Below are 18,150 nucleotides of genomic sequence, written 5' to 3'. Positions count from 1 at the left end.
TAGAGCGATTACAGATGTCAATCGCGTTAATGGATAATGAATCAAAGAAAATAATGTGACGGAGCGTGAGAATCTTGAATGAAGTTGTACAAGTTCCTGTTACGGATGTAAAGGGAATCGGAGGAGAAACATCTGAATTACTACACGAGATGGGAATTTATACAGTTTCTCATCTATTAGAACATTTTCCGTACCGTTATGAAGATTATGCGATGAAAGATCTTGCTGAAGTAAAGCATGATGAACGGGTAACAGTTGAAGGGAAAGTTCATAGTGCTCCTTTACTACAATATTACGGGAAGAAGAAGTCGCGTCTTACGGTTCGTGTCCTCGTCGGTCGTTATTTAATTACAGCTGTATGTTTTAATAGGCCGTACTATAAGCAGAAGTTAAATTTAGATGAAACGGTAACGATTACTGGTAAATGGGATCAGCATCGTCAAACGATTGCGGTATCAGAGCTTCATTTTGGACCAGTTGCACGTCAACAAGAAGTAGAGCCTGTATACTCAGTGAAAGGGAAACTTACAGTAAAGCAGATGCGCCGTTTTATTGCCCAAGCATTCAAGGAGTATGGAGAATCTATAGTTGAAGTACTGCCTGATGGATTGCTTAGTCGATATAAATTATTGCCGCGTTATGAAGCGCTTCGGGCATTGCATTTTCCAGCAGGGCAGGAAGATTTAAAACAAGCACGTCGCCGTTTTGTATATGAGGAGTTTTTCTTATTTCAGCTGAAAATGCAAACATTACGGAAAATGGAGAGGGAAAATTCGAAAGGGACGAAAAAAGAAATTCCTTCAGCGGAATTGCAAGAGTTTATCGATGCACTTCCGTTTCCGTTAACTGGTGCACAGAGCCGGGTAGTAGATGAAATTATGAAAGATATGACATCTCCTTATCGGATGAATCGTCTGTTGCAAGGGGATGTAGGTTCTGGGAAAACAGTCGTTGCAGCGATTGGCCTTTATGCAGCGAAATTAGCACATTATCAAGGTGCTTTAATGGTTCCTACAGAAATTTTAGCGGAGCAACATTATCAATCGCTCGCAGAGACGTTCTCACACTTTGGCATGAAGGTTGAATTGCTAACAAGTTCTGTTAAAGGTGTAAGACGTCGAGAGATTTTGGCTAAATTAGAACAAGGAGAAATAGATATCCTTGTCGGAACACATGCTTTAATTCAAGATGAAGTTATCTTTCATAGGTTAGGTCTCGTTATTACTGATGAACAACATCGATTTGGTGTAGCGCAGCGACGGGTTTTAAGGGAGAAAGGTGAAAGTCCAGATGTATTATTTATGACAGCGACCCCAATTCCACGCACGTTAGCAATTACTGCATTTGGAGAGATGGATGTTTCTATAATCGATGAGATGCCAGCTGGTAGAAAGGTAATTGAAACATACTGGGCCAAACATGATATGTTAGATCGAGTTCTCGGTTTTGTAGAGAAGGAGATAAAAAAAGGGAGACAAGCATATGTAATTTGTCCCCTTATTGAAGAATCTGAGAAACTTGATGTACAAAATGCGATTGACTTACATAGTATGCTGACTCATCACTATCAAGGGAAATGTCAAGTTGGATTAATGCATGGAAGATTATCATCTCAAGAAAAAGAAGAGATAATGGGACAATTTAGTGAAAATAAAGTGCAAATTCTTGTGTCGACAACAGTTGTTGAAGTAGGTGTGAACGTACCGAATGCGACTGTAATGGTTATTTATGATGCAGAACGTTTCGGTTTATCGCAGCTTCACCAGCTCAGGGGACGTGTTGGGCGTGGTAGTGAACAATCATATTGTTTATTAATCGCGGATCCAAAATCGGAAACGGGAAAAGAGCGAATGCGTATTATGACCGAAACGAACGATGGATTTGTATTGTCAGAAAAAGATTTAGAGTTAAGAGGTCCTGGAGATTTCTTTGGAAGTAAGCAAAGTGGTTTACCAGAATTCAAGGTTGCTGATATGGTACATGATTATCGAGCGTTAGAAACTGCAAGACAAGATGCAGCATTACTAGTAGATTCTGAAGCGTTTTGGCATAATGATCAATATGCTTCGCTGCGTACTTATCTTGACGGGACAGGTGTGTTCCAAGGAGAGAAGCTCGATTAAAGGGAGGCGACAAAAGTTTTTGTTGCATTCTACTTTTAATGATTATATACTACTGTTAGTACCTAGTCATAAAAATGGATGGTGCGGTATGAAAAAAAGAAGAAGTAAAAAAGAAAGACAAGAATTATTACAACAAACAATAGAAACGAATCCTTTTATTACGGATGAAGATTTAGCAGAAAAATTTCAAGTGAGTATACAAACCGTACGTCTTGATCGTATGGAATTATCTATTCCTGAATTAAGAGAAAGAATTAAACATGTAGCTACGAAGCAACATGAAGAAGATGTGAAATCTTTACCGTTAGAAGAGGTTGTCGGAGAAATTATCGATATAGAATTAGATAGACATGCGATTTCTATCTTTGAAGTGAAGGTAGAACACGTATTTAAAAGAAATCAGATTGCCCGTGGGCATCATTTGTTTGCACAAGCAAACTCACTAGCTGTTGCAGTTATTGATGAAGAATTAGCTTTAACTGCAAAGTCTACCATTCGATACATTCGTCCTGTAAAATTAGGAGAGCGTGTTGTTGCAAAAGCACGCGTTGAAGATGTAGAGAATGATAAAGGACGGACCGTTGTAAAAGTGCGTAGCTTTGTTGGAGAAGAACTTGTTTTTACAGGCACTTTTGAAATGTATCGATCTAGTAATTATAGTGAGGAAGGTAACAACTTATGAAAATCGCAATAGATGCAATGGGCGGCGATCACGCTCCAAAGGCTGTCGTATTAGGAGCAATGAAAGCTATTAAGGAATATTCTGATTTACATATTACGTTAGTAGGGAAAGAAGAGGAAATTCGTCAATACTTAGCGAGTGAAGAACGAATTACTATACTTCATACAGATGAAAAAATCGAATCGACAGATGAACCAGTAAGAGCGGTTCGTCGAAAAAAACAAGCTTCAATGGTACTAGCAGCGCAGCAAGTGAAAGACGGCGTAGCGGATGCTTGTATATCAGCTGGTAGTACAGGAGCTTTAATGGCGGCTGGATTGTTTGTTGTAGGTCGTATGGAAGGAATTGAGCGACCAGCTTTATCCCCTACAATGCCAACTGTTGATGGAGAAGGTTTTGTTATGTTAGATGTTGGAGCGAACGTTGATGCAAAACCAATTCATTTATATCAATATGCAGTAATGGGATCTGTATACGCTGAGAAAGTAAGGGGAATTAAAAATCCTCGCGTTGGACTTTTGAACGTTGGAACAGAGGATGGCAAAGGGAACGAGCTTTCAAAACAAGTCTTTGCAATGCTTAAGGATGCCCCAATTAATTTCGTTGGGAACGTTGAATCAAGAGATTTATTGCAAGGTGTAGCAGATGTTGTTGTGTGTGATGGTTTTACAGGGAATGTAGCGCTAAAATCATTAGAAGGAACGGCACTTGCATTATTCTCTATGTTAAAAGAGCAGTTAATGAGTTCGTTTACGAGTAAATTAGCAGCAGCGGTATTAAAGCCAAAACTTATGGTATTAAAAGATAAAATGGATTATTCGGAGTATGGGGGAGCGGCATTGTTTGGATTGAAAGCTCCTGTCATTAAGGCTCACGGTTCTTCCAATGACCAATCGATATTTAGTGCGATTCGTCAAACGAGAGAAATGGTAGCGAAAGAAGTAATTCCTACTATTTCAAGTGTAATGGAGAAAGAGCCACTCCAATAAGAGGAGGATTTGAAATGGGAAAACTAGCATTTCTTTTTCCAGGCCAAGGTTCACAGGCGGTTGGAATGGGTAGACAGTTAGCGGAGAATAATAAAGAGGTTGCAAATGTGTTTGCAAAAGCAGATGAGGTGTTGCAAGATTCACTTTCAGAAGTGATTTTTGAAGGACCGCAGGAAAAGCTTACGTTAACGACAAATGCGCAGCCTGCCTTATTAACGACGAGTTTTGCTATTTTGACAGCTTTGAAAGAGTATGATATTACACCAGACTTTGTTGCAGGACATAGTTTAGGTGAGTATAGCGCTCTTGTAGCAGCGGGTGCAATAACTTTTGAAGACGCTGTATACGCTGTAAGGAAACGTGGGGAATATATGGAAGAAGCTGTTCCTGGCGGAGAAGGTGCAATGGCGGCTATTTTAGGTGCTGATCCACATATGCTGAAACAAGTTACAGAAGAAGTAACAAGTGAAGGATATGCGGTACAAATTGCTAATATGAATAGTACGAAGCAAATTGTGATTTCTGGAACGAAGCAAGGAGTCGAGATTGCTTCTCAAAGAGCGAAAGAAAATGGTGCAAAGAGAGCAATTCCGCTTAAGGTAAGTGGACCGTTCCACTCTTCACTTATGAAGCCGGCAGCTGAGAAGTTCCAAAGTGTCCTAAATGAAATTACAATTCAAGATACGAATATTCCTGTTATCGCAAATGTAACAGCAGACGTTATTACAAGCGGTACACATATTCAAGAAAAGCTAATTGAACAGCTCTATTCGCCTGTCTTATGGTACCCGTCCATTGAAAATATGGTGAGTCAAGGGGTAGATACATTTATTGAGATTGGACCTGGGAAAGTACTTGCTGGACTTATGAAGTCAATTGATTCATCAGTGAAAGCATATGCGATATATGATGAAGAGACATTAAAAGATACCATTTCAAATTTGAGAGGAGAAAACTGATGTTAAAAGGGAAAGTAGCATTAGTAACCGGCGCTTCACGTGGAATTGGTCGTGCAATTGCGATTGATTTAGCGAAACAAGGGGCAAATGTTGTAGTAAATTATGCTGGTAATGAGCAAAAGGCAAATGAAGTAGTTGATGAAATAAAGAAATTAGGTTCGGATGCAATTGCTGTAAGAGCAGATGTTGCAAATGCTGAAGACGTTACAAATATGGTGAAACAAACTGTAGATACTTTTGGACAAGTTGATATTCTTGTAAATAACGCAGGTGTAACAAAAGATAATTTATTAATGCGTATGAAAGAAGAAGAATGGGATACAGTTATTAATACAAACCTAAAAGGTGTATTCTTATGTACGAAGGCAGTATCTCGATACATGATGCGTCAACGTCATGGGCGTATTATTAATATCGCTTCTGTTGTTGGAGTAACAGGTAATCCAGGACAAGCAAACTATGTTGCTGCTAAAGCGGGTGTAATTGGATTAACAAAAACATCCGCAAAAGAGTTAGCGAGCCGTAATATTACTGTAAATGCAATTGCTCCTGGGTTTATTGCTACAGATATGACAGACGTATTAGATGAAAATATAAAAGCTGAAATGTTAAAATTAATTCCTGTGGCTCAGTTTGGTGAAGCGGAGGATATCGCAAATGCTGTAACGTTCTTTGCTTCTGATCAAAGCAAATATGTTACAGGTCAAACGTTAAATGTTGATGGCGGTATGGTAATGTAATAAAAGAATTGATTTCAGCTAGTTTTTTTGGCCAATATTTAATATAATATTTGAGGGGAGGTGAATGGAATGGCAGATGTTTTAGAGCGTGTAACAAAAATCATCGTTGATCGTTTAGGTGTAGAAGAAACTGAAGTAGTACCAGCTGCGAGCTTTAAAGAAGATTTAGGCGCAGACTCCCTAGATGTAGTAGAACTTGTAATGCAATTGGAAGATGAATTCGAAATGGAAATTTCTGATGAAGATGCTGAAAAGATTGCTACTGTTGGCGATGCTGTGACTTACATAGAGAGTCATCTATAATGCTTAAGTGAAGTCCCGTTTTTTAGCGGGGCTTCTCGGCTTATATCTGGAGGGACTTATGCCGTACCGAAAACATAGAGAAAAAAAATACGAAACAAAATATCGTGAAGCGTTTAAAGTATTTCAAGAAGAAATAGGTATTACGTTTTCAGATGAAAAATTATTGATTCAAGCATTTACGCATTCATCGTATGTGAATGAGCATCGAAAAAAACCGCATGAGGACAATGAGCGTCTTGAATTTCTTGGTGATGCTGTATTGGAACTCACTGTATCGCAGTATCTGTTTCAAAAATATCCGACAATGAGCGAAGGAGAGTTAACAAAACTACGTGCAGCTATTGTATGTGAACCATCTCTTGTTCGTTTTGCAAACGAATTGTCATTTGGTAGCCTTGTTTTATTGGGAAAAGGCGAGGAAATGACGGGTGGACGTGAACGACCAGCTTTATTAGCGGATGTCTTTGAAGCGTTTATTGGTGCCCTTTATCTTGATCAAGGGCTTGAAACAGTTTGGGGATTCTTAAAAGAAGTTGTATATCCGAAAATTAATGAAGGTGCTTTTTCTCATGTGATGGATTATAAGAGTCAATTACAAGAGTTGATTCAGCGTGATGGTAGTGGCAATATTGAGTATCAAATTTTGCAAGAAAAAGGACCGGCTCATAACCGAGAATTTGTGTCACGTGTTACGTTAAATAACGTGGCCCTAGGTCTTGGTAGTGGCAAGTCGAAAAAAGAAGCAGAGCAACAAGCTGCTGCAGAAGCATTGAAAAAATTAAAAGAACAACTATAAGGAATCCCCCTTTGAATGAGGGGGATTCCTTATGCATAGAATGAAACTTTCTTTTTGTTTGTGAATAAAGGGAAGGGAAATCCGTATAATAGCTCGTTTTTGTATAGATAACAGTTATAACAACGGAGAATAGGAGGAAGGCCTTTCGTGTTTTTAAAAAGATTAGAAATAGCAGGATTTAAGTCGTTTGCTGAGCGCGTATCTGTTGATTTTGTCCCAGGTGTAACTTCTGTAGTAGGACCTAATGGAAGTGGGAAAAGTAATATTACTGATGCGATTCGCTGGGTACTTGGTGAACAATCTGCAAAATCATTACGTGGTGCAAAGATGGAGGATATTATTTTTGCGGGCAGTGATACGAGAAGAGCAGTTAATGTTGCTGAAGTAACATTAACTTTAAATAATGAAGATCAACGTTTACCGATTGAATATAATGAGGTGTGTGTAACACGTCGTGTATCTCGTTCTGGTGATAGTGATTTTTATATTAATAAACAATCATGTAGATTGAAAGATATTATCGATTTATTTATGGACTCTGGTATGGGAAGAGAAGCTTTTTCGATTATTAGCCAGGGGAAAGTTGAAGAGATTTTAAGTAGTAAATCGGAAGAACGTCGTGGTGTATTTGAAGAAGCTGCTGGAGTGCTGAAATACAAACTTCGTAAAAAGAAAGCTGAAGCAAAATTAGCAGATACACAAGAAAACTTAAATCGTGTACAAGATATCATTCACGAATTAAGTAGTCAAGTAGAACCTTTAGAAAGACAAGCTTCTATTGCGAAAGATTATCTTGAGAAAAAAGAAGAATTAGAGAAAGTAGAAGCGGCGCTTATTGTACATGAAATTGAAGAATTACATGAGAAATGGGAAGCGCTTCGAAATCAGTTTGGACATAATAAAAACGAAGAAGCTAAAATGTCAACGCATTTACAAAAAGGTGAAGAAGAGCTAGAGGAATTACGAGGACAATTACAAGCAGTAGATGAGTCTGTAGATTCCTTGCAAGAAGTACTTCTTCTTTCTAGTAAAGAGCTAGAAAAGTTAGAAGGACAGCGTGAGTTATTAAAAGAGAGAAAACAAAATGCAACGACGCATTGTGCGCAACTAGAGCAGTTAATTGTTGAATTAACAGAGAAAGCTACAAGTTATGATGGTGAAATTGAATCCAGTACAGGAGTGTTGATGCAATTTGTAAATCAAGTAAAAGAGTTGGAGACGAAATTGCATGATAATGAGTTACTGCTTGCAACTTTTGCTGACAATTTAGAGGAACAAATTGAGAATTTAAAAGGTGACTATATTGAACTTTTAAATCAACAAGCTAGTCATCGCAATGAGTTATCTATGATTGAAGAACAATCTAAACAACAAAACTCTAAAAATGAACGCCTCGATGAAGAAAATGCGAAATATGTAGAAATGCGTATGGAAATTACCGCGAAAAAGACGAAGCTTGTGGAAAGTTATGAACAAGTGAAAGAAAAAGTAGCTGGTATCCTTTCGAATATACAAAAGACAGAAGCAGCACTTGGGAAATGCAAGACGCAGTATAGTGAAAATGAAACAAAACTGTATCAAGCGTATCAATTTGTACAACAGGCACGTTCTCGAAAAGAAATGCTAGAAGAGATGCAAGAAGATTATTCTGGTTTCTATCAAGGAGTACGTGAAGTATTAAAAGCTAGAGAAAATAAATTGCAAGGTATCGAGGGTGCTGTTGCAGAACTGCTAACAGTACCGGAAGAATATGAAATTGCAATGGAAATTGCTCTAGGTGCAGCAATGCAGCATATTGTCGTACAAAAAGAAGAACATGCTCGTAATGCAATTGCGTTTTTAAAACAAAACAAACATGGGCGAGCAACGTTTTTACCGCAAGCTGTTATTAAAAGTAGATCGTTATCATTTGAACAATTACGTATTGTAAATCAACACCCATCGTTTGTAGGTGTGGCCGCAGAACTTGTGCAATATAACAATAAATATGAAAATGTAGTTTCGAATTTATTAGGTACTGTTATTGTTGCAAAAGATTTACGCGGGGCAAATGAGTTAGCGAAACAACTGCAATACCGTTATCGCATTGTAACAATCGAAGGTGATGTAGTGAACCCTGGTGGTTCTATGACAGGTGGAGCGGTAAAACAGGCGAAATCTTCTTTATTAGGACGCCAACGTGAACTAGAAGAGTGGACGAGCAAGTTAACTGATATGGAAGAGAAAACAACGAAGTTAGAAAACTTTGTTAAAGCAGTAAAGCAAGAGATTCAAGAAAGAGAAGTGCAAATACGCGAACTAAGGCAAAGTGTAGAAGTAGAGCGTGTAGATGAACAGAAATTAAGAGAAGAAATTAATCGCTTAGAATTAGAAGAACATCGTATTAATGATCGTTTATCTATTTACGATTTAGAGATTGAAGGATTCTTACAAGATCAAGTGAAGATACAAGGGCGTAAAGAAGAGCTAGAAAAGATTTTAGCGACTCTTCAAGCAGAGATTACGGGATTAGATAGCAAAATTGTCGCTTTAACAAAACAAAAAAGTGAGCAGCATTCTTCGAAAGAAAAAGTTCAAAAAGAAATGACTGAGTTAAAAGTGTTGGCGGCTGAAAAGCAACAACGCTTATCTAATCAAAAAGAAAAAGTTGAACGATTGACGAAGGAAAAAGAAGAAACGGATGCAACGCTTGTCAAAACGAAAGAGGATTTAGCATTCTTAAAACAAGAAATGACATCGAATTCAAGTGGTGAAGAGCAAATTACGAATATGATTGAGAAGAAAGCATATGATCGTAATCAAACTTCAGAGTTAATTCGCTCTCGTCGTGAACAACGTATATCGTTACAAGAGAGAGTAGAACAGTTAGAGCGTAATCTGAAAGAAACAACAGGTAAGCATAAATACATTCTTGAGATGTTGAAAGATCAAGAAGTAAAAATAAACCGACTTGATGTAGAGTTAGAAAATAGATTACAACATTTACGTGAAACATATACAATTTCATTTGAAGCAGCAAAATTGAAGTATACAATGATAATGCCTGCTGAGGATGCACGTAAAAAGGTGAAACTAATTAAACTATCCATCGAAGAGCTAGGCACAGTGAACTTAGGGGCAATTGAAGAGTATGAGCGTGTAGCAGAGCGTCATACATTCTTATTGGAGCAAAAAGATGACCTAGAAGAAGCGAAAACGACATTGCACCAGCTTATTACTGAAATGGATGAAGAGATGAAAAAACGTTTCTCTACTACGTTTGAAGGAATCCGAATGGAGTTTCAATCGGTATTCTCTGAATTATTTGGAGGCGGTAGAGCGGATTTAGTCATGACGAATCCAGAGGACTTATTAAATACGGGTATTGATATTGTAGCGCAACCGCCAGGGAAGAAACTACAAAACTTAGGTTTACTTTCAGGTGGAGAGCGTGCTTTAACAGCAATTGCGCTGCTATTTGGTATTTTAAAAGTGCGTCCAGTTCCGTTCTGTGTACTAGATGAGGTAGAGGCGGCTCTTGATGAGGCGAATGTTGCCCGTTTTGCACAGTATTTAAAGAAATTTAGTGATGAGACACAGTTTATTGTCATTACACATAGAAAAGGTACAATGGAAGAGTCTGACGTATTGTACGGTGTAACCATGCAAGAGTCAGGGGTATCTAAACTTGTTTCGGTTCGTTTAGATGATGGAGAAGAACTAGTGGCAAGTAATTAGGAAGGATGGGACAGTATGAGCTTTTTTAAAAAATTAAAAGAAAAAATTTCAAAACAAACAGATACGGTAACAGAGAAATTTAAACAAGGGTTAGAAAAGACGAGGAATTCGTTTGCAGATAAAGTAAATGATTTAGTTTATCGTTATCGTAAAGTAGATGAAGATTTCTTTGAGGAACTAGAAGAAATTTTAATTGGTGCAGATGTCGGAGTTTCGACGGTAATGGAATTAATTGATCAATTGAAAGAAGAAGTGCAGCGTCGTAACATCCAGGATCCAAAAGAAGTACAAGCTGTTATTTCAGAAAAGTTAGTAGGAATTTACAAAGGTGACAGTGAATTTAGTAACGAAATTAATATGCAAGAGGATCAATTAACAGTTGTTTTATTTGTCGGTGTTAATGGCGTAGGAAAAACTACGACGATTGGTAAACTAGCACATAAATTCAAAACAGAAGGTAAGTCTGTCCTATTGGCGGCAGGAGATACATTCCGCGCGGGAGCAATTGAACAATTAGAAGTATGGGGCGATCGCGTTGGTGTAGAAGTGATTAAACAAGGATCAGGATCTGATCCAGCGGCGGTTATGTATGACGCTGTACAAGCTGCGAAAGCACGTAAAGTAGACGTATTACTATGTGACACAGCAGGGCGCTTACAAAATAAAGTAAACTTAATGAAAGAGTTAGAGAAAGTGAAGCGTGTAATTGAGCGTGAAGTACCGGGGGCTCCTCATGAAGTATTACTTGTTATTGATGCAACAACAGGACAAAACGGTTTAAGTCAAGCGAAAACATTCCGTGAAGCAACGAATGTTACGGGTATTGTTTTAACGAAGTTAGATGGAACTGCTAAAGGTGGTATTGTATTAGCGATTCGTAACGAAATGGATGTACCGGTGAAATTTGTTGGATTAGGGGAGCAAATGGATGACTTGCAGCAGTTTGATCCAGAACAATATGTGTATGGTTTATTTGCGAACTTAGTAGAAACAGAAGAAGTGTAAGTGAAAGAAGCGGTATTTTCCGCTTCTTTTTCTATAAAAAACATGTGATGTTAAGAAAAAAACTTGACACTCTTTTCTACTCCATGTAAACTAATTCATGTAAAGGGAAATCACTTAACAAAGGATGATCCAACATGCTCGAGAAAACAACGAGAATGAACTATTTATTTGATTTTTATCAATCGTTGTTAACGCAAAAACAAAGAAGTTATATGTCGCTTTATTATCTAGATGATTTATCTCTTGGTGAAATTGCGGAAGAATTTGATGTAAGTCGCCAAGCCGTGTATGATAACATTAAACGGACTGAAGCGATGCTTGAAGAATATGAAGATAAATTAGTATTACTTCAAAAGTTTCAAGAGCGACAGCGACTTGTTGCAAAGCTAAAACAGCTAATCAGCGAAGAAGAGCATGTGAATGAAGAAATGAAACAAGTTGTTGAAGCTATCGAAAAATTAGATTAGGAGGGCGGCAATATGGCATTTGAAGGATTAGCCGACCGACTTCAACAGACAATGCAAAAAATCCGCGGCAAAGGAAAAGTTTCTGAAGCCGATGTGAAAGAAATGATGAGAGAAGTTCGTCTAGCTCTTTTAGAAGCGGACGTTAACTTTAAAGTAGTAAAAGATTTTGTAAAGCGTGTGTCTGAACGTGCTGTCGGACAAGATGTAATGACAAGTTTGACACCTGGACAACAAGTAATTAAAGTCGTACAGGAAGAACTTACAGAACTTATGGGCGGAGAGCAAAGCAAAATTGCTGTTGCTAATAGGCCACCGACTGTTATAATGATGGTTGGTCTGCAAGGTGCGGGTAAAACAACGACGACAGGTAAGCTTGCGAATTTGCTTCGTAAAAAGCATAATCGTAAACCGATGCTTGTTGCAGCGGATATTTACCGTCCAGCAGCGATTAAACAGCTTGAAACATTAGGGAAGCAATTGGACATGCCTGTATTCTCTTTAGGAGATCAAGTAAGTCCTGTTGAAATTGCGAAACAAGCGATTGCAAAAGCAAAAGAAGATCATCACGATTATGTTTTAATCGATACAGCAGGTCGCCTGCATATTGATGAAGAACTAATGGATGAATTAGCGAAAGTGAAAGAAGTTGCGAAACCGGATGAAATTTTCCTTGTTGTCGATGCGATGACGGGTCAAGACGCGGTAAATGTTGCACAAAGTTTCCATGAACAGTTAGGTTTAACAGGTGTTGTATTAACGAAATTAGATGGTGATACGCGCGGTGGTGCGGCATTATCTATTAAAGCTGTAACAAATACACCGATTAAATTTGCTGGTATGGGTGAAAAACTAGATGCGATTGAAGCGTTCCATCCAGAGCGTATGGCATCCCGTATTTTAGGGATGGGAGACGTCTTAACATTAATTGAAAAAGCGCAAGCTACAGTTGATGAAGAGAAAGCAAAAGAACTTGAGCAAAAAATGCGTACGCTTTCGTTTACGCTTGACGATTTCCTAGAACAACTTGGACAAGTGCGTCAACTTGGACCGCTTGATGAATTGTTAGGAATGCTTCCTGGTGCAAATAAAATTAAAGGGCTGAAAAATGCGCAAGTTGATGAAAAACAAATTGGGCATATTGAGGCAATTATTCGTTCTATGACTAAATTAGAGCGAGAACAACCGGAAATAATCAATGCTAGTCGCAAAAAGCGCATTGCCAAAGGTAGCGGTACAACGGTACAAGAGATCAATCGTTTAATCAAGCAATTTGATGATATGAAAAAGATGATGAAAACGATGACTGGAATGCAAAAAGGTAAGAAAAAAGGACTAGGTGGATTGAAGTTTCCATTCATGTAAGGAAAAAAGATGGCTCTGTTAAGAAAAAATACTTTACAAAGCAATAGTCTTTTTGCTAATATAATTATCTGTGTGAAATAAATTCGGAGGTGCTTTATAAATGGCAGTTAAAATTCGTTTAAAACGTATGGGAGCTAAAAAAACTCCTTTCTATCGTGTAGTTGTTGCAGATTCTCGTTCTCCTCGTGACGGACGTTTCATTGAGGAAATCGGTACTTACAATCCGGTTGCTCAACCAGCTGAAGTTAAGATCAACGAAGAAGCAGCATTAAAATGGTTAGGAAATGGTGCTAAACCATCTGATACAGTTCGTAACTTATTCTCTAACCAAGGTATCATGGAGAAATTCCACTTATCTAAACAAGGTAAGTAATTGAGGCAATGACTATGAAGAAGTTAGTCGAGACGATTGTCAAGCCTCTTGTCGATCATCCTGAAGATGTAAAAGTTACACAGGAACTTTACAACGGAGAGATAAAGTATCGATTAACTGTACATCCTGAGGATGTTGGAAAAGTCATTGGAAAGCAAGGGAGAGTTGCGAAAGCAATTCGAATGCTCTTGTATTCAGTGGGACATCATAATGATGAAAAAGTAACACTGGAAATTCAATAAACGTAAAAAGGGCGAGGAGTTATTTCCTCTCCCTTTTTTAACATTTAAAGAGAAGTTGCATGTTCCATATATGAAATGGAAATGCTTAATTTATATAGAAACCAGGGGTGACATACTATTTATGACAAAGTGGTTTAACGTAGGGAAAATTGTAAATACTCATGGCGTAAGAGGAGAAATTCGTGTTATTTCTCGTACTGATTTTCCAGAAGAGCGATATAAAGTAGGAAACACATTATACATAAGTAACGAGAAAAGTACAGACTACCTTCCGGTGAAAGTAACTTCTCATCGTCAACATAAGACATTTGATTTATTAACATTTGAAGGATACAACAATGTAGATGAAGCAGAGAAGTTTAAAGGTTCTTTAATAAAAGTACCAGAAGAGCAGTTAGGTGAACTAGCTGAAGGCGAATACTACTACCATGAAATTATTGGTTGCAGTGTTGTAACGGAAGAAGGAGAAGCGTTAGGAACAATAAAAGAAATTTTATCTCCTGGTGCAAATGATGTTTGGGTAATTAAACGTCCAAAAGGTCAAGATCTATTAATTCCTTATATTGATGATGTTGTACTTCAAGTTAACATTGAGAATAAATTAGTAACCATTCATGTAATGGAAGGATTGCTATAATGAAAATTGACATCTTAACATTGTTTCCAGATATGTTTACGGGTGTGTTTGGATCTTCAATTTTAAAGAAAGCACAAGAAAAAGAAGCGGTAGAGCTTCGTGTTGTCAATTTCCGCGATTATACAACGAGTAAGCATAATAGCGTAGATGATTATCCGTATGGTGGTGGAGCTGGGATGGTATTAACCCCTCAGCCTATCTTTGATGCAGTGGAAGAGTTAACGAAGGAAACAGACCGTAAACCGAGAGTTGTTTTAATGTGTCCACAAGGAGAGCGTTTTACGCAGAAGAAGGCAGAAGAGCTTGCTGAAGAAGAGCATGTTATTTTTGTGTGTGGTCATTATGAAGGGTACGATGAACGAATTCGTGAGCATCTCGTAACAGATGAGATTTCTATTGGTGACTACGTATTAACCGGCGGAGAGTTAGCCTCTATGGTTATTACTGATAGTGTCGTGCGTCTTCTGCCAGGAGTGTTAGGAAATCATGCTTCACAAGTTGAGGATTCGTTTAGTACAGGTTTATTAGAACATCCTCATTATACACGTCCAGCTGATTTTCGTGGTATGAAGGTACCGAATGTATTAATGTCAGGAAATCATAAAAATATTGATGAATGGCGACACAAAGAATCACTACGTCGTACGTACACGCGTAGACCGGATTTACTGGAAGAACGAGAGTTATCTAAGCAAGAAGTGAAATGGCTAGAACAGATTAAAGAAGACAAGTAAGGGCTAGATATATTTTCTATTGCAACAGTCCTAGCAATATGCTATTATAACACTTGTGCTACTGAAATCAGTGGCCGTATTAACGATGTTCCGCTGTAATTTATTAAGACTTTATAAGAGCATCTGTTTAAAGGAGAGAATTTAATATGCAACAATTAATCGCAGAAATTACTCAAGGCCAATTAAAAACTGACCTTCCTTCATTCCGTCCTGGAGACACTTTACGTGTACACGTAAAAGTAGTTGAGGGAACTCGTGAAAGAATTCAGCTTTTCGAAGGTGTTGTAATTAAACGTCGTGGTGGCGGAATCAGTGAAACATTCACAGTTCGTAAGATTTCTTACGGTGTAGGTGTTGAGCGTACATTCCCAGTTCACACGCCAAGAATCGCGAAACTTGAAGTACTTCGTCGTGGTAAAGTACGTCGTGCTAAGTTATACTACTTACGTAACCTTCGCGGTAAAAAAGCACGTATTAAAGAAATTCGATAAGACATGTATGGGAGCTTGTAAATGCACAAGCTCCCTTTTTCCAATCTATATAAAATTTTGATATAATACGAGCAGCTTACATAATCGTGGAGGGGAAATGCATGAAGAAAGAAAAGAGTTCACTTTGGGAATGGATCAAGGCAATTTTGATTGCTGTTGTATTAGCGGGTGTTATTAGACAGTTTTTCTTTGCGCCAATTCTCGTAGATGGAGTGTCGATGGCGTCTACTTTACATGATCGCGATCGAATGATTGTCAATAAAATTGGTTATCACATAGGAGATCCGAAACGATTTGATATTATCGTATTCCGAGCTACGGAAGATAAGGATTATATTAAGCGCATTATCGGTCTGCCAGGCGATGAAATAGAGTATCGTAATGATAAACTATATGTTAACGGAAAGGCTTATGAGGAGCCGTATTTAGACAAGCAGAAAAAACAAATTGCTGACGGACCGCTTACATATGATTTTACTCTTGAAGAAATGACAGGGAAGAAAACTGTTCCAGAAGGTCAATTATTTGTTTTAGGTGATAATCGTCGTTTTAGTAAAGATAGTCGCTCAATTGGTACAATTTCAATGGACCAAGTGATTGGAAAAGCAAATATACTATACTGGCCGTTAAAAGATGCTCGTATTGTGAAATAAAAGAAAAAGAAGGTGGCAACATGGTAATTCAATGGTTCCCGGGACATATGGCAAAGGCTAGACGCCAAGTAACAGAAAAATTAAAGTTAATTGATGTTGTAATTGAGCTTGTAGATGCTCGATTACCTTTATCTTCTCGAAATCCAATGATCGATGAGATCATTACACATAAACCGAGGCTTGTTGTTTTAAATAAAGCGGATATGGCAGATGATCGTTTAACAAAGCAATGGATCGCATATTTTAAAGAAAAAGACCAAATGGCAATTTCAATTAACGCACAAGCTGGACAAGGTATGAAGGAAATTGCAGCAGCTTGTAAAGTGTTGGTGAAAGAAAAATTTGATAAAATGGCTGCAAAAGGTATTAGACCGAGAGCGATTCGTGCATTAATTGTAGGTATACCGAATGTTGGTAAATCTACGTTAATTAATAAGTTAGCGAAGAAAAATATTGCTAAAACAGGAGATCGCCCTGGTGTGACAACAGCTCAACAATGGATTAAAGTTGGGAAGGAAATGGAACTGTTAGATACACCTGGTATTTTATGGCCTAAATTTGAAGATCAACTAGTGGGTCTTCGTTTAGCGACAACAGGCGCAATTAAAGATTCAATTTTAAATTTACAAGATGTTGCTGTTTATGCACTACGTTTTATGGAGAAACATTATCCAGAACGTCTGAAAGAACGATATAATTTAAATGAAATTCCAGAAGATATTGTAGAGTTATTCGATGCAATTGGAAAAAATAGAGGCTGTTTAATGGGCGGCGGAATGATTGATTATGATAAAACATCTGAGCTTGTACTTCGTGAGCTTCGCGGTGGAAAACTTGGAAAAATGACGTTTGAAACACCGGAAGAGTTTGCAGAGCAGACAGAAGATGTAGAAAAAATAGAAGAAGTATAAGACGTGCGTTAGTGCGTCTTTTCTTTTTTGTATATAAAGGGAGTGGCATGAATGCAAAAAGTGACTATTCAAGAAGCTGAACGTTTACTGCATGAAATAATGAGTGAAGAAGATGATCGCTTTCAACTATTAATGAAAGACGAGCGGAAAGGGATACAAAAGCTCATTTTGAAGTGGCATAAACAAAAAGAGCTAGCGCAGAAAGAAAAAGAAAAGTTTTTCGAAATGTCTAGGTACGAGATTGCATTACGTGAAAAAGGGCTCACACTTATCGCGGGTATAGATGAAGTAGGGCGTGGGCCACTAGCTGGGCCTGTCGTGACGGCAGCTGTTGTCCTTCCGGAAGATTTTTATATTCCAGGGTTAAATGACTCGAAAAAGCTGAGTGAGGCGAAGCGAGAGCGTTTTTATGATGAAATCAAAGCACAAGCAATTGCAATTGGAGTTGGAATTGTATCACCACAAATTATTGATGAGATAAATATTTATCAAGCGACGAAACAAGCGATGTTAGATGCTGTTGCGAATTTATCTTGTGCACCAGAATATTTATTAATTGATGCGATGAAACTTCCTACACCAATTCCGCAAACATCCATTATTAAAGGTGATGCGAAAAGTATTTCTATTTCAGCTGCATCCATTATTGCGAAGGTAACGAGAGATCGTATGATGAAAGAACTTGGAGAAAAGTATCCTGCATATGGATTTGAACAACATATGGGATATGGTACAAAACAACATTTAGAAGCGATTGAAGCGCATGGAGTATTAGAAGAACATCGGAAATCGTTTGCGCCAATTAAAGATATGATTCAAAAATAAGCTGCGAATATGCAGCTTATTTTTTTATTTTGGTATATGAACATTACTATTTTCAAAAAAGAATAAAGCGATTTCAGTTTTCTGACACTTTATTGTAGACAGCGTGCCAATCATCTTATACAATGGCAATGTAATGTTTTT

Annotated in this window: 19 protein-coding genes; all 19 read left to right on the top strand. The window is 37.9% G+C overall.

The window, feature by feature from the left end; translation table 11 throughout:
* Window positions 1-74: 74 nt before the first annotated feature.
* The 19 genes from recG to ACHZK0_RS18520 all read left to right on the top strand — a co-directional run bounded on the left by recG (window position 75) and on the right by ACHZK0_RS18520 (window position 18,009).
* On the top strand, window positions 75-2,123 hold the full coding sequence (gene recG / locus ACHZK0_RS18610) for an ATP-dependent DNA helicase RecG (RefSeq protein ID WP_262740389.1): 2,049 nt from the start codon (window positions 75-77) through the stop codon (window positions 2,121-2,123).
* An 88-nt stretch (window positions 2,124-2,211) separates the two neighbouring features.
* A complete protein-coding gene (gene fapR, locus ACHZK0_RS18605) occupies window positions 2,212-2,805 on the top strand; it encodes a transcription factor FapR (protein WP_000747352.1) in 594 nt (197 codons plus the stop codon).
* Complete coding sequence (gene plsX / locus ACHZK0_RS18600) at window positions 2,802-3,794, top strand: phosphate acyltransferase PlsX (protein WP_262740388.1); 993 nt, start codon at window positions 2,802-2,804, stop codon at window positions 3,792-3,794. Before fapR ends, plsX begins: the two co-directional genes overlap by 4 nt.
* 14 nt (window positions 3,795-3,808) lie before the next feature.
* Window positions 3,809-4,753 carry an ACP S-malonyltransferase gene (gene fabD, locus ACHZK0_RS18595; protein ID WP_262740387.1) on the top strand — a complete coding sequence of 315 codons (945 nt, stop codon included), beginning with the start codon at window positions 3,809-3,811 and terminating at the stop codon, window positions 4,751-4,753.
* Entirely contained in the window at window positions 4,753-5,493 is a 741-nt protein-coding gene (fabG, locus tag ACHZK0_RS18590; protein WP_061678211.1) for a 3-oxoacyl-[acyl-carrier-protein] reductase, read from the top strand. Before fabD ends, fabG begins: the two co-directional genes overlap by 1 nt.
* Window positions 5,494-5,562: 69 nt before the next feature.
* On the top strand, window positions 5,563-5,796 hold the full coding sequence (gene acpP, locus ACHZK0_RS18585; protein WP_000786062.1) for an acyl carrier protein: 234 nt from the start codon (window positions 5,563-5,565) through the stop codon (window positions 5,794-5,796).
* 58 nt (window positions 5,797-5,854) lie between these two features.
* Window positions 5,855-6,592: a ribonuclease III gene (rncS, locus tag ACHZK0_RS18580; RefSeq protein WP_001146868.1), complete on the top strand. Its 738-nt coding sequence runs from the start codon at window positions 5,855-5,857 to the stop codon at window positions 6,590-6,592.
* A 147-nt stretch (window positions 6,593-6,739) separates the two neighbouring features.
* A complete protein-coding gene (smc, locus tag ACHZK0_RS18575) occupies window positions 6,740-10,309 on the top strand; it encodes a chromosome segregation protein SMC (protein ID WP_395760800.1) in 3,570 nt (1,189 codons plus the stop codon).
* 15 nt (window positions 10,310-10,324) lie between these two features.
* A complete protein-coding gene (gene ftsY, locus ACHZK0_RS18570; protein WP_000007660.1) occupies window positions 10,325-11,314 on the top strand; it encodes a signal recognition particle-docking protein FtsY in 990 nt (329 codons plus the stop codon).
* A gap of 134 nt (window positions 11,315-11,448) precedes the next feature.
* The gene (locus ACHZK0_RS18565; RefSeq protein ID WP_000891061.1) at window positions 11,449-11,781 is read left to right on the top strand and encodes a putative DNA-binding protein; all 333 of its coding nucleotides are present in this window, start codon (window positions 11,449-11,451) and stop codon (window positions 11,779-11,781) included.
* A gap of 12 nt (window positions 11,782-11,793) precedes the next feature.
* Complete coding sequence (ffh, locus tag ACHZK0_RS18560) at window positions 11,794-13,143, top strand: signal recognition particle protein (RefSeq protein ID WP_000863466.1); 1,350 nt, start codon at window positions 11,794-11,796, stop codon at window positions 13,141-13,143.
* Between the two features lie 100 nt (window positions 13,144-13,243).
* Window positions 13,244-13,516: a 30S ribosomal protein S16 gene (gene rpsP, locus ACHZK0_RS18555; protein WP_000268750.1), complete on the top strand. Its 273-nt coding sequence runs from the start codon at window positions 13,244-13,246 to the stop codon at window positions 13,514-13,516.
* Between the two features lie 14 nt (window positions 13,517-13,530).
* Entirely contained in the window at window positions 13,531-13,758 is a 228-nt protein-coding gene (locus ACHZK0_RS18550) for a KH domain-containing protein (protein ID WP_000737399.1), read from the top strand.
* 121 nt (window positions 13,759-13,879) lie between these two features.
* A complete protein-coding gene (gene rimM, locus ACHZK0_RS18545) occupies window positions 13,880-14,395 on the top strand; it encodes a ribosome maturation factor RimM (protein ID WP_000170282.1) in 516 nt (171 codons plus the stop codon).
* Window positions 14,395-15,129 carry a tRNA (guanosine(37)-N1)-methyltransferase TrmD gene (gene trmD / locus ACHZK0_RS18540; RefSeq protein WP_061678208.1) on the top strand — a complete coding sequence of 245 codons (735 nt, stop codon included), beginning with the start codon at window positions 14,395-14,397 and terminating at the stop codon, window positions 15,127-15,129. Before rimM ends, trmD begins: the two co-directional genes overlap by 1 nt.
* Before the next feature lie 146 nt (window positions 15,130-15,275).
* Window positions 15,276-15,620, top strand: a complete 345-nt coding sequence (gene rplS, locus ACHZK0_RS18535; protein ID WP_001186518.1) for a 50S ribosomal protein L19 — start codon at window positions 15,276-15,278, stop codon at window positions 15,618-15,620.
* Window positions 15,621-15,721: 101 nt separating this feature from the next.
* Window positions 15,722-16,273 carry a signal peptidase I gene (lepB, locus tag ACHZK0_RS18530; protein WP_000711857.1) on the top strand — a complete coding sequence of 184 codons (552 nt, stop codon included), beginning with the start codon at window positions 15,722-15,724 and terminating at the stop codon, window positions 16,271-16,273.
* 20 nt (window positions 16,274-16,293) lie between these two features.
* Window positions 16,294-17,184 carry a ribosome biogenesis GTPase YlqF gene (gene ylqF, locus ACHZK0_RS18525; RefSeq protein WP_000236692.1) on the top strand — a complete coding sequence of 297 codons (891 nt, stop codon included), beginning with the start codon at window positions 16,294-16,296 and terminating at the stop codon, window positions 17,182-17,184.
* Window positions 17,185-17,235: 51 nt separating this feature from the next.
* Window positions 17,236-18,009, top strand: a complete 774-nt coding sequence (locus ACHZK0_RS18520; RefSeq protein WP_088097494.1) for a ribonuclease HII — start codon at window positions 17,236-17,238, stop codon at window positions 18,007-18,009.
* Window positions 18,010-18,150: the final 141 nt, after the last annotated feature.

Origin of the sequence: Bacillus sp. 3G2 (assembly GCF_044324725.1) — a bacterium.
In the GTDB taxonomy this organism is placed as follows: domain Bacteria; phylum Bacillota; class Bacilli; order Bacillales; family Bacillaceae_G; genus Bacillus_A; species Bacillus_A mobilis.
This window is presented reverse-complemented; position numbering and strand designations above follow the sequence as displayed.

Excerpts from the sequence above, each read along its gene's own strand:
- ftsY (WP_000007660.1), top strand. The coding sequence starts at position 10,325 with ATGAGCTTTTTTAAAAAATTAAAAGAAAAAATTTCAAAACAAACAGAT.
- fabG (WP_061678211.1), top strand. The coding sequence starts at position 4,753 with ATGTTAAAAGGGAAAGTAGCATTAGTAACCGGCGCTTCACGTGGAATT.
- trmD (WP_061678208.1), top strand. The coding sequence starts at position 14,395 with ATGAAAATTGACATCTTAACATTGTTTCCAGATATGTTTACGGGTGTG.
- ACHZK0_RS18550 (WP_000737399.1), top strand. The coding sequence starts at position 13,531 with ATGAAGAAGTTAGTCGAGACGATTGTCAAGCCTCTTGTCGATCATCCT.
- ACHZK0_RS18520 (WP_088097494.1), top strand. The coding sequence starts at position 17,236 with ATGCAAAAAGTGACTATTCAAGAAGCTGAACGTTTACTGCATGAAATA.
- ylqF (WP_000236692.1), top strand. The coding sequence starts at position 16,294 with ATGGTAATTCAATGGTTCCCGGGACATATGGCAAAGGCTAGACGCCAA.
- fapR (WP_000747352.1), top strand. The coding sequence starts at position 2,212 with ATGAAAAAAAGAAGAAGTAAAAAAGAAAGACAAGAATTATTACAACAA.
- acpP (WP_000786062.1), top strand. The coding sequence starts at position 5,563 with ATGGCAGATGTTTTAGAGCGTGTAACAAAAATCATCGTTGATCGTTTA.
- rplS (WP_001186518.1), top strand. The coding sequence starts at position 15,276 with ATGCAACAATTAATCGCAGAAATTACTCAAGGCCAATTAAAAACTGAC.
- rncS (WP_001146868.1), top strand. The coding sequence starts at position 5,855 with ATGCCGTACCGAAAACATAGAGAAAAAAAATACGAAACAAAATATCGT.
- plsX (WP_262740388.1), top strand. The coding sequence starts at position 2,802 with ATGAAAATCGCAATAGATGCAATGGGCGGCGATCACGCTCCAAAGGCT.
- lepB (WP_000711857.1), top strand. The coding sequence starts at position 15,722 with ATGAAGAAAGAAAAGAGTTCACTTTGGGAATGGATCAAGGCAATTTTG.
- ffh (WP_000863466.1), top strand. The coding sequence starts at position 11,794 with ATGGCATTTGAAGGATTAGCCGACCGACTTCAACAGACAATGCAAAAA.
- ACHZK0_RS18565 (WP_000891061.1), top strand. The coding sequence starts at position 11,449 with ATGCTCGAGAAAACAACGAGAATGAACTATTTATTTGATTTTTATCAA.
- rimM (WP_000170282.1), top strand. The coding sequence starts at position 13,880 with ATGACAAAGTGGTTTAACGTAGGGAAAATTGTAAATACTCATGGCGTA.
- fabD (WP_262740387.1), top strand. The coding sequence starts at position 3,809 with ATGGGAAAACTAGCATTTCTTTTTCCAGGCCAAGGTTCACAGGCGGTT.
- rpsP (WP_000268750.1), top strand. The coding sequence starts at position 13,244 with ATGGCAGTTAAAATTCGTTTAAAACGTATGGGAGCTAAAAAAACTCCT.